General features: G+C 33.8%; 11 protein-coding genes. 5 read left to right on the top strand and 6 right to left on the bottom strand.

Annotation, left to right across the window (positions count from 1 at the left end; genetic code table 11):
• The first annotated feature begins 12 nt into the window (after nucleotides 1–12).
• Complete coding sequence (locus tag QZ657_RS00730) at nucleotides 13–1,377, top strand: DUF5689 domain-containing protein (RefSeq protein WP_291964325.1); 1,365 nt, start codon at nucleotides 13–15, stop codon at nucleotides 1,375–1,377.
• A 2-nt stretch (nucleotides 1,378–1,379) separates the two neighbouring features.
• On the opposite strand, the gene QZ657_RS00725 is transcribed toward QZ657_RS00730, so the two are convergent.
• From QZ657_RS00725 to QZ657_RS00715, 3 genes are all read right to left on the bottom strand, one after another.
• Complete coding sequence (locus tag QZ657_RS00725) at nucleotides 1,380–1,787, bottom strand: response regulator (RefSeq protein WP_291961428.1); 408 nt, start codon at nucleotides 1,785–1,787, stop codon at nucleotides 1,380–1,382.
• A 174-nt stretch (nucleotides 1,788–1,961) separates the two neighbouring features.
• Nucleotides 1,962–2,369: a response regulator gene (locus QZ657_RS00720; RefSeq protein WP_291961430.1), complete on the bottom strand. Its 408-nt coding sequence runs from the start codon at nucleotides 2,367–2,369 to the stop codon at nucleotides 1,962–1,964.
• A 12-nt stretch (nucleotides 2,370–2,381) separates the two neighbouring features.
• Nucleotides 2,382–4,577 (bottom strand): PAS domain-containing protein, encoded by a 2,196-nt coding sequence (locus QZ657_RS00715; protein ID WP_291964323.1) that lies wholly within the window; start codon nucleotides 4,575–4,577, stop codon nucleotides 2,382–2,384.
• Between the two features lie 133 nt (nucleotides 4,578–4,710).
• Between QZ657_RS00715 and QZ657_RS00710 the strand changes: the two genes are divergently transcribed.
• The gene (locus QZ657_RS00710) at nucleotides 4,711–5,175 is read left to right on the top strand and encodes an ankyrin repeat domain-containing protein (protein WP_291964321.1); all 465 of its coding nucleotides are present in this window, start codon (nucleotides 4,711–4,713) and stop codon (nucleotides 5,173–5,175) included.
• Between the two features lie 4 nt (nucleotides 5,176–5,179).
• Nucleotides 5,180–5,971 carry an amidohydrolase gene (locus tag QZ657_RS00705; RefSeq protein WP_291964319.1) on the top strand — a complete coding sequence of 264 codons (792 nt, stop codon included), beginning with the start codon at nucleotides 5,180–5,182 and terminating at the stop codon, nucleotides 5,969–5,971.
• Here the strand turns inward: QZ657_RS00705 and QZ657_RS00700 are convergent.
• Genes QZ657_RS00700 through QZ657_RS00690 form a run of 3 tightly spaced genes read right to left on the bottom strand, consistent with a single transcriptional unit; the run spans nucleotide 5,968 to nucleotide 9,021 of the window.
• Entirely contained in the window at nucleotides 5,968–6,633 is a 666-nt protein-coding gene (locus tag QZ657_RS00700; RefSeq protein WP_291964317.1) for a hypothetical protein, read from the bottom strand. The two genes, QZ657_RS00705 and QZ657_RS00700, sit on opposite strands and share 4 nt — an antisense overlap.
• Nucleotides 6,634–6,654: 21 nt before the next feature.
• Nucleotides 6,655–8,271: an Ig-like domain-containing protein gene (locus QZ657_RS00695; protein ID WP_291964316.1), complete on the bottom strand. Its 1,617-nt coding sequence runs from the start codon at nucleotides 8,269–8,271 to the stop codon at nucleotides 6,655–6,657.
• A 48-nt stretch (nucleotides 8,272–8,319) separates the two neighbouring features.
• On the bottom strand, nucleotides 8,320–9,021 hold the full coding sequence (locus QZ657_RS00690) for a ComF family protein (protein ID WP_276470834.1): 702 nt from the start codon (nucleotides 9,019–9,021) through the stop codon (nucleotides 8,320–8,322).
• 40 nt (nucleotides 9,022–9,061) lie between these two features.
• Between QZ657_RS00690 and QZ657_RS00685 the strand changes: the two genes are divergently transcribed.
• Both QZ657_RS00685 and QZ657_RS00680 read left to right on the top strand, forming a co-directional pair.
• Complete coding sequence (locus tag QZ657_RS00685; RefSeq protein ID WP_276470835.1) at nucleotides 9,062–9,961, top strand: hypothetical protein; 900 nt, start codon at nucleotides 9,062–9,064, stop codon at nucleotides 9,959–9,961.
• Nucleotides 9,962–9,998: 37 nt separating this feature from the next.
• Nucleotides 9,999–11,543 carry a glycine--tRNA ligase gene (locus QZ657_RS00680; RefSeq protein WP_291964314.1) on the top strand — a complete coding sequence of 515 codons (1,545 nt, stop codon included), beginning with the start codon at nucleotides 9,999–10,001 and terminating at the stop codon, nucleotides 11,541–11,543.
• The last annotated feature ends 1 nt before the right edge of the window (nucleotide 11,544 follow it).

The following is an 11,544-nucleotide window of genomic DNA, read 5'->3' as shown; positions in this document are numbered from 1 at the left end:
CAAGTAATTTAAATGAATAATAATGTCAATAAATATTTTGTGATTATGGCTATTGCCATAGTGCTTTTCTCATGTGTAAAAAATAGAGAATTTGATACACCTGAAATAGAGTGTTTAGATGCTGATGGTACATTTATTTCGATAGCTGATTTAAAGAATAAGTACAACGGAGAGACCACACAAATTTATGAAGACCTGTTCCTGAAAGGTTATGTAATCTCTTCTGATAAGGAGGGTAATTTTTTTAATACGATATTTTTTCAAGATGAGTCAAGCAATCCGTCAGAAGGAATGCAAATAGAATTAGAATTAAGGGATTCTCATTTGTTCTTTGATGTTGGTCAGCAAATTGTTATTAAATTGAAAGGATTGTATTTAGGCGAATCTAATGGCGCATATAAGATTGGCGGTGTATTTACCTCCTTTGGGAAACGTAGTGTTGGTAGGTTGCCTAAAAATGTTGTTTTTGACCATATTCTAATCTCTTGTGACGACAATTTTGGAATAGAGCCTACAACAGCAGTTATTTCAGAATTGAACGATGGCATGCTTAATACATTGATCGTACTGAACAATGTAGAAATAAAATTAGAAGAACTTGGGGAAACTTTTGCTACTAAAGAAGTAGAAACATTGAGAACCTTGGTAGATTGTTTTGATAACGAATTGCTGATGTTAAATAGCGGCTATGCCGATTTTCAATCAGAAATTCTACCTGATAAAATGGGTAGTGCCACTGGTTTGTTAACTAAGGATAACAACAGGTACCAATTAATAATACGTAGCTTAAAAGACCTTGAATTTGAACAACAACGATGTGTAGATTATATAGATGAATTTACGTCTCCTTCAATTTTAATAACTGAGATTGCAGACCCCAACAATAATGTAGGCGCAAGATTTGTGGAGCTTTACAATTCAGCAGAAGAAAATATGTCATTAAAAGGTTGGAGTTTAAAGCGTTACACCAATGATAATGTTGAAGTCAGCTCTAGTATAGACTTGTCTGAATATGAAATACCAGGCCAAGGATTTTTAATCATATCACCTAACGCAGAAGAATTTAATAATATTTACGGTTTTAATGCTGATCTGTCAGTAGGGACCAATTCACCAGCAGATTCTAACGGTGATGATACTATTGTGTTAGTGGATCCCTTTGATTCTATTGTAGATATTTTTGGAGTAATCGGTGAAGATGGTAGTAATACCAACCACGAATTTGAAGATGGTAGAGCTGTTAGAAAAATGGAAATAGAAGCTAACAATGCTGTTTTCAATTCAGCGGAATGGTTTATTTATAATGACACCGGTGGTGCGGGAACAGTTAATATGCCACAAAATGCACCATTGGATTTTAACCCGGGCGTAAGATGATATTACGCTAGCTCCTTTGAATCTATGATTTTTTTTACGGCGCTTTCTGTCAAAGGTTTTACAATATAATCTTTTACCAATTTGTAGTCTTTTGCTTTTTCCATGAATTTAGGACTGATAAAGGAACTGGTAATATAGATTTTTATGTGCCCTATCTTATCTTCAGGGAGATCTTTAAATTCTTCTAGAAAAGACCAGCCGTCTCTATTGGGCATGTTTAAATCCAAAAAAATGACATCAGGTAATTTAATATTTTCAACTAATAGACCAATTAGACCATCTAGAGCCTCTTGTCCACCCGTGTAGTATAAGATATTATCACTAAAATTATGATGTTTTAAAATGTTTTTACTACTGATAGAAAAAAATTCATCATCATCAATTATACAACAGCTAGAAAATATGCTCATGTTTAATTATTTCAAAAGTAAATCTTTGTCAGATTTTAGATTACTAAGTCTGTAGGCAATTATAATCGACTAAATTATATAAATTATTAAGTGATGATATTTAATAAAAATAAGTTACGCTCCTTTTTATTAACAATAGCACTTTTTAAAAGGCTAAATAATTTCTTGTTCTCATTAACTTTCTACCGTAGCTCCTAATATTTTACCAAGGTCATCTGGGGTAATCGGTTTTAAAATATAGGTGTCTACTTGTTCATAATTTTTGACCCTTTCTAAATCCCTAGGGTCTACAGATGAACTAATTATATAGATTACAATCTTCTTTGATCGTGGGCTTTTACAGTTTTTGAACTCATCTAGAAATTCCCAGCCATTTAAGATAGGCATGTTCAGGTCCAAAAAGATTACATCTGGCAACGGTTCGTTGGCAATGCATAATTTCATGAGTCCGTCAAGGGCATCTTTACCGTTGTTATAAACAATAATAGAATTGGCAAAATTTACTTCTTTTATAATTCTTTTGGTGCCATATACAAAAATTGGGTCGTCATCTATAATACAGCAAATTTCAATTTTTTTCATTTTCAATTTTTGTTAGCCCTGTTTAAGTTTAATGATAATTTTGGTTCCTTTGTCTACTTCACTTTCAATATTTATGCTCCCGCTCATTGATTCGATCTGGTTCTTCGTAATGAATAAACCAATGCCTTTGGCATCTTTATGCTTATGAAAGGTTTTGTACATGCCAAAAATTTTGTCGCCATGCCTTTTCAAATCTATACCTTGTCCGTTATCGGTAAATGAAATTACCATAAATTGTTCTTCAATATGAGATGTAATTTTAATTATAGGTGTTCGTTTTTCAGAACTATATTTCAGTGCATTTGTTAGAATATTTAAGAAGATACTTTCCAGATATGCAGGTACTGCATTTACAAAATGTGTTTTACAAATGTCAATTTTAAGTTGTGCCTCTTTGTCTTCCAATAGACCATTGATACTTTTGGTGATATGATTTATTGTATTGATTACACTTATGCTTTGTAGATTTTCTAGTGTACCGGTTTTGATCTGAACAACATCGTTTAAATGTGCAATAGTTTCAGAAAGGCTTTCGGTAGCACTGGTAATCATTCTATGAATGTTCTGGCGTTCATCATCATCTTTTTCTTTGTTCAAAAATTTGGTGAGCATGACCATGTTTGTGGAATGCGAGCGAAGGTTGTGAGAAACGATATGGGCAAAATTGGTAAGGCTTTCGTTTTGGCTCTTTGTAACATCTACCAGTGCCTCTAATTTTTTTTGTGACTCAATTCTTTCGGTAATATCCAAAAACTGGATAATGATATGGCTAACATTGCCATTTATATCTTTAACAGGTGTTGCACCTATTATAGCATGTACAATGTTGCCGTTTTTATGAAAGTATCTTTTTTGAAATTGTAAGTTTATTGTATCACCTTCAATTACTTTCTTTTTAAAATAGCGGCTTCCCGGTAAATCATCAGGATGGGTAATATCATTAGAAGATATTTTTAATAACTCATTTTCAGAATAGCCTAAACTTTTGCATAAGCTTTTGTTTGCTTTTAGCCAATTAAGCTCTGGGCTAACAAGCGCCATCCCAATAGATGAATGTTCAAAAGTTTCGGTAAAGGATTTAGTGCTTTCCGCCAGTTTAATTTCAGTGCTGCGCAGCTCTGTAATGTCCCAGTTTGCCCCTGTCATTTTAACGGCGGTGCCATTTATGTCTTTAATAGTTTTTGAAAGCCCCTTTATGTGTCTTATAGTTCCATTTTTATGGATAATTCTGTATTCTTCATCAAAGTCCTTTATACCGTTGATAGCATTTTCGGTCGCTGTTAGAACCCTTTCTAAATCATCTGAATGAATTGTTGATGACCAAGCTTCAAATGCTCCTGAAAAATTGAACTTTTCAATATCGAAAATGCGATACATTTCATCGTCCCAATCCCAATTGTTTTCGGTTAAATTATAATTCCATGTACCAATTTGTGCGGTTTGTGAGGTCATTTTCAATCGTTCCGAAATTTCTTGATGGGCCAACTCAATTTTTTTTCGCTCATCAATATCTTGAAAAGTACCAATAAGTCTTACCGGTTTGCCGTTTAATATTTCAACTTCGCCTTTGGCACAGACCCAGACCTCTCTTCCTTTTGCGGTAATAATTATAAGCTCGGTGTCAAAAGGTTTGCCTTCTGCAATTGCGTTACTTACTAAATATGATATTTTATCTCTATGAACACCCTCTTTATAAAAATTTATTCCCTCTTCTAAATTTGGAACAAAGTCTTGGTCTACTTCATGGATTTCCTTTGTGGTCTTTGTCCAATATACGGTATTGTTCAGTAAATCAAGTTCCCAACATCCAATTCTGGCAACTTCCTCGGCCTTATGTAGTAATTCTATTTCTTTTTGTTCAACAGTAATATCATCTAAGAATATGATGGCTCCGTCAAAACCTTGGTTTTCAACTTTAGAAGGTATAATTTTCCACTTGAGCCATTGTAACGTGCCATCCGGTAGAATAAATTTTTGTCCGGTATTAATATGTTCTTCCCCATTAATACCATTGCTTATGGCTTTTTTGAAAAAATCAGGCGTTTCAATTATACTCTCAAATAAATTTTTATTGACGTAATCAGTGTTACCTAAACTAAATCTATCATGCCACTCGTTAGAGTAGTTAATAAAGTTTAACTTAGTATCCACGATAGCAATTGCATTGGGGGACTCTTTTAAAAGAAAGTCAACGGCTAATGTTTTCAAAAGATCTTACATTTTATATAAAGGTACGCATTTCATGCAAAGTAAGAAAAAATGACTTACAAGTAAGAAAAAACGCTCTATTTTAAGTTGGTTTGAAATCTTAGGAAAGAGAGCAATTATAAATACAAAGACTATGAACGAGTTTTTTTTTAAAGCAATAAGAGAAGGTAGCTTTAATGAGGTTAAGGCCATGTTAGAGAAAAATCCTGTATTTGTAAATAGTAAAGATACAAGAGGGTCTACACCTTTGATTTTAGCTACCTATTATGATGAAAAGGAAATAGCACTCTTATTGTTGGATAAAGGGGCTAAAATCGATGCTGTAGATGCCTCTGGTAACACAGCGCTAATGGGCGTTTGTTTTAAAGGTTTCACCGATATAGCAAAAATGTTGATAGATAAAAATGCACAATTAAATGAGCGTAATGCAATGGGTGCTACCTGCTTGATCTATGCAGCACAATTTAACCGTTTAGAGATAGCAAAACTGTTAATGGCAAATGGTGCGGATAAAACCATTAAGGACAATAGGGGTAATAGTGCTTTAGATCATGCTAAAACCCAAGGTTTAAGCGCTTTTATTGATTTGTTGGAATAAAAAAATGACTAAGGATAAAAATTATAGCTTAAAGATCGCAATGGTTCAATCTATATTGCATTGGGAAAATCCTGTGGCAAATAGAAAAATGTTCAGTGATAAGATTGAGAAGATCGTTGAGTCTGTGGATATTATAGTTTTGCCGGAAATGTTTACTACCGGCTTTACGATGTCACCTAAGAATATTGATCCAAAGGAAGGATTAATTACGCTAGATTGGATGAAGGAAATTGCTGCTGCTAAAGATAGTGCTATTATTGGAAGTGTTGTGTTTCAAGAAAGCGGCAACTATTATAATAGGCTTTTTTTTGTGAGACCAAATGGAGATTTTCATAGTTATGATAAGCGCCATACATTCACTTTGGCAGGAGAAGATAAGGAATATACGGCGGGCACAAAAAGAGTGATCGTTAGTTATAAAGGATTTTTAATATGTCCATTAATTTGCTATGATCTTCGTTTTCCGGTATGGAGTAGAAACACAGAAAATTTTGATGTATTGTTGTATACGGCAAATTGGCCAACACCAAGAGTAAATGCCTGGGATACATTATTAAAAGCTAGGGCTATTGAAAATATGGCCTATTGTATAGGCGTAAATCGTATTGGTGAAGATGAGGTAGGGCATGAGTACCCAGGGCACTCCAGTGTGTACGGACCTTTAGGTGAGCTAATTGCAAATTCGGAAAAAGAAGAAATAATTGTCGTTGAGATTGTTAAAAACGAAATAAACTCTATAAGAGATAAGTTTCGTTTTCTAAACGACAGAGATGAATTTATTCTATTTGAAGCTTAAAGTGAATTTAGGTATTCAAATAATTTAATGATATCTTCTTCTTTTTTTAAAGACAAGTTATTGTTCTTTGCAACATTAATTGTTTCGGCAGATAAGTTTTCCTTAATATCTCTTTTAGAGGCAGGATACTTAATAATTTCATTTTCTTTATTGTAATATAATGTAGTTGTAATTACAACTTTGTCAATACTTTCTATACTTAGTAATTTGGCATCGGAGGGCGCTTTGTTAATTTTTATATCATAAACTTTGTAAAGTTCATTTTTGCCATCTACAAGAATTTCTGCGAAAATAGTTTTTGGTTTATCTTGAATTGAAATTGGGGTAAATTGTCTATTATTTAAAAAAACCTTTAAACCATCAACAGGAATTAAAGAACTTACTTGGTCATCTTTTAAAATTTCAATCTCGCTATGGTAAGCATTGAATTTAGCCATCGAAGTTGTTTTATTTGATTGGCTATCTGTAATTATGGCCTGATTCCAGTTTTCGTCTAAATAGATACTCCCTTCAATTTTATTTCCAGTTGAAGTGGAAACTCGTAAAAAAGGCGAATCGATATTTCCGGTTTGAAAAGTGCCGGAATCTTCGCTAGAATAATTAATTTGTCCAAATACCAAATTGGTAAGAAGTAATGATGATAGTACAAGTATAAGTTTCATATCGGTTTCGTTTTATAATAATTATTCTATCAAGTTGAAAGTTTCAATTTTTTCCCAATTTGCCCGTAACTCAATTAAATTTGGGTAGTAACTTATTTTTTCCGGTTGTCTTTTTTCTATAAAACTACCGGTATCCCATTCGCCATTTCCGTTCATGTCAAAAATGACACGGGCTTGGTACTTTCCAGGATTAAGGTTGTCAAAAACGTACGGTTGCGGTTGCGTTGAGTAAATTTCGCGTTGTAAATCTCCTTTTTCATTGGTTAGCTGCACTATAATAGGGTAAACGATAGTGTTACCATTTACGTTCAAGGTAAGGTTACCATAATCTGCAAGACTTTTAGTTCTAAAGGAATAGGCTACAGAATCGTTGGTAGTTTCAAAAAAATCTGTTACCGCACCTGGTATTAATTCCATTCTATAGCTTTGGTCCGCATCAATTTTAAAATCAAAATTTAATGAATTCTCAAGAGTATCCAAATTTACCCTAAAGGCTATTTCAATAGAATCTTTATCCATTAATTTTATTTTGGTACTATCATAGTTTATTAACGGGGTATTGCTTAAAAGGTTGATGGGTTTGTCCATTTCTATATTACCACTTTGGCTCATAGATATCTTAAGGGAATCGAAAGCTACTTTTCTGTTTTTAACCTTAAAAGTGTCTTTAATTTTTAGATTTTCATTGGTAATTGTAAAAAGCAATGAATCCATCTCATATGGTGTAAACCAAAAATTTAAGGTGTCTTTTTCTCTTTCTTTCGATATTATAGTTCTAACCGTATCCGGTATTTCGGTAATTGTTTCAATTTTAATGTCGTCTCCTTTACCATAGTACCCAAAACTTATTTTATTGCTAGCTTCCATACTAGGTACTGCAACACCATAATCTTGAACTTCCTTAAAAAGATTTAGTAGATAAATAGAGTCTGTAGGTAAGCTAATAGTATCTTCTACAAAACCAATTTTATCTGTTTTTTGATCAAATAAGTTGTTACTTGACGCATCTTTAACACCAAACAAAGCGTATTTGCCTTCCTTTAAATTCTTAAGTTTAAATATTACCGCACTATCTAAAGTATTTGTAATGTAATTAGGTGGTTTTTTATAAACTGTAGAGTCGTTATAACTGCTGTCTATTTTATAAAGCATTACGCTAATAAAATCATCTGCTTTTTTATTAAAGGCATCTTTTACGACTCCGGTAAGTTCTAAAGAATCTATATAATCACCTGTGGAGAAAACATAGGTGAAAAAAGATTTAGGATTTTGCTCGTTATTGTCTACAATACCTTGGCCAAAGTTAAAAGTGTAGGTTGTATTAGGTTCTAACGTATCTTTTATAATGATCTCTACATACTTGTTGGCATTGCCTATAGGCGAAAGCACAGGAGAATTTTTTAATGGTGGAGAAATGATAAGCTGTTTTTGAATGTCGTTCAACTTCACCAGTTCATTGAAATACAATCTTATTTTTTGCCCTTTAAAATTAGTGGTTAGGTTAGGCGGTTCGGCTCTAGTTAATTCTGGAGGGGTAATATCTTTAGGTCCACCTGTTGGTGTACCTCTTTGTGCACATTGGTAAGAAACCAGTACAATGACAAAAATAAATATAAAACCTAAAATTTTTCTGCCCATTGGTGTATTTATCTACTACAAAGAAACAACATATTTTTAAACCCAATTCTATGGTACAACGGCCATGCTAGAAATATAAATCTGAATACCTTCAATATCTTTAAAAGTATTGGCGCATATTTCTATAGTGGCACCAGTGGTGATTACATCATCAACCAATAATATATTTTTGTTGACCAACTTTCGTTCATTTTTAATTTCATACAAAGACCTATTATCGTACCATCTACTTAGTCTGTTTTTTTTGGTTTGCGTTTTGGTGTTGGCGGTCTTTAACAATACGTTTTCCAAGTATTCGGCATTAATGTGAAATGCAATTTGTTTGGCAAAAAGTGCTACCTGGTTGTAACCTCTTTTTTTAAGTTTTTTTCGGTGTAGGGGTACGGGTATTACAAAGTCAATTTTGGGTAAATGACCTTGCTTTTTTATGATTTGCCCGTGCCAATCACCTAAAAATCTGCCAATTTCTTCCTGATTTTTATACTTTAAAAAATGAATCAAGTTTTTTACGATTCCAATTTCGGTAAAGAATAAGAAGGAATTTGCTTTTTTTATGTTAATTCGTCCATAAAAAATACGGTCAACAGCATTTTCGTCGTTAAAGGTATACTCGGTAAGTGGTAATTGATGTCGGCAAGATGTACAGAGAAGTACCTCTCCTCTATATAATCGTGCATTACATCCAAAACATGATAAGGGTAACAGTATGTTGGTCACATCCTTTAGTATATTTGAAATTCTGTTTTTCATCAAATTTTACAGATTAAACAACCTACAGCCCGCTTTTTAAATGGACAGTCAAGATAATAAATTCAATTATAAGATTATACTAGCAGCATTTGTTGCGGTACTTTTAGCATTGTTAATAGCTTTTTATTACAGTTATGCCCAGTCAAACGCTGAAATTGAATTTTTAGAGCAAGAGAAAGAAATTTTGGTCAGGGATCTTACCATTATGAAAGCCGATGTAGATCGTTTGTCCGCAAAAAGTGAAATGAACGAAATTGAATTACAAGATTCTAAGTTTAAGGTACAGGAACTTTTGGATTCGGTAGGGCGATTGAATTTTACGGTCCAAAAATTAAGGGAGTTCAAAACTGAATTACGTAGGTTAGAATCTAAAAACGATAGTTTACTTTTAAAGAATAACTTCTTACGTTACAATAACATGTTACTTACGGATAAGTATGACGAGTCTCGTAAGCAAATAGAAAACCTTAGGGCAAACAGTAATAGTTTGGCGGAAGCAGAGGCACTACAAAGAAGAAAAATCCTAGAGCTTAATCAAAAGTTGAAGACCAAAAGCTATTTAAAAATGGTTAATGCCGAGGGTAGTGGTTTTAGGCTGATTCGTGGTACAAAACCTACTAAGACCAATAAGGCTTCTATTATTGAAAAACTTAGAGGTTGTGTAACAGTTTTGGCAGATGAGAGCGAGGCCAACAATGAAAAGGTAATTTATCTTCAGTTCTTAGATCCTAACAAGCAGGTTATAGAAGATAATGCCAATACTATTACGGTAAATGGCAATATATATAGTAAAAGAGTGGAATTTGTTTTTACAGGTATCGATCAGAAGCTATGTGAGGCAATTACCATACCTGAAGGTTCCTTAAAGGAAGGTATTTATACCTTGAACGTCTTTGAAGATGAGCGTTTAATTACTTCTTCTGAATTTGAATTAAAATAATTATTATTTTTTTGGGCTATTGTTCTATTTTTGCCACATGGCAAAGCAAGAAGATGATTTTAAGCGTGTAATTTCTCACGCAAAGGAATACGGATATGTATTTCAATCTAGTGAAATTTATGATGGTTTAAGCGCTATTTACGATTACGGTCAAAATGGGGTTGAACTGAAAAAGAATATACGTGACTACTGGTGGAAAGCGATGGTGCAGCTCAATGATAACATTGTTGGGTTAGATGCTGCAATTTTTATGCACCCGTTGACATGGAAAGCTTCTGGGCATATTGATGCTTTTAATGATCCGTTAATAGATAATAAAGACTCAAAAAAAAGATATAGGGCAGATGTTCTAGTTGAAGATTATGTAGCTAAAATTGATGCTAAAATTGAAAAGGAGGTCAAAAAAGCGGAAAAACGTTTTGGCGACGCTTTCGATAAGGAACAATTTCTACAAACAAACCAGCGTGTAGTTGACTACCAAGAGCAGGGTAAAACAATTCTGAACAGATTGGGTAAGTCTTTACAGAATGAAGATTTGGCCGATGTAAAAGCCTTAATTGAGGAATTGGACATCGCATGCCCGATGTCAGGTTCTAAGAACTGGACAGATGTTAAACAGTTTAATTTAATGTTCGGTACCAAATTGGGTGCCAATGCGGACAGTGCAATGGATCTTTATCTTAGGCCAGAAACTGCACAAGGTATCTTTGTAAACTTTTTGAACGTACAGAAATCTGGTCGAATGAAGCTTCCTTTTGGAATAGCACAGACCGGTAAAGCATTTAGAAATGAAATTGTAGCAAGACAATTTATATTTAGAATGCGTGAGTTTGAACAAATGGAAATGCAATTCTTTATTCAGCCGGGCACACAAAAAGAGTGGTATGAGGTTTGGAAAGAAAAAAGAATGAAATGGCACTTGTCTCTTGGTCTGGGTCAAGACAATTACCGTTTTCATGATCATGAGAAATTGGCGCACTATGCAGACGCAGCCTCGGATATTGAGTTTCGTTTTCCGTTCGGGTTTAAGGAATTGGAAGGAATTCATTCTCGAACAGATTTTGATTTAGGTAGTCATGAGAAATATTCCGGTAAGAAATTACAGTATTTTGATCACGAAGTAAATAAAAACTACGTTCCTTATGTGCTGGAAACCTCAATTGGTCTAGATAGAATGTTTTTGGCAGTATTCTCCAACTCGCTTCAAGAGGAAGAATTGGAAAACAATACAACAAGAACAGTGCTTAAGTTACCGGCAGTATTGGCACCCGTAAAAGCAGCAATATTACCCCTTCTTAAAAAAGATGGTTTACCAGAAATCGCACATCAGATAATAGACGACCTTAAATGGGATTTTAACGTTATTTATGATGAAAAGGATGCTGTAGGTAGACGTTACAGAAGACAAGATGCCAATGGCACACCATTCTGTATTACGGTAGATCACCAAACTTTAGAAGATCAAACGGTTACTATAAGACATAGAGATTCCATGGAGCAGGAACGTGTTGCTATATCGGCATTGAACGGTATCATTCATGATGCAGTTGATATGAAAACATGGTTGAAGAAAATGGAATAGT

The organism is Maribacter sp. (assembly GCA_020629415.1).
Classification (GTDB): domain Bacteria; phylum Bacteroidota; class Bacteroidia; order Flavobacteriales; family Flavobacteriaceae; genus Maribacter; species Maribacter huludaoensis.
Note: the sequence above shows the minus strand (reverse complement) of the source record. Positions and strands in the feature narration are given on the sequence as shown.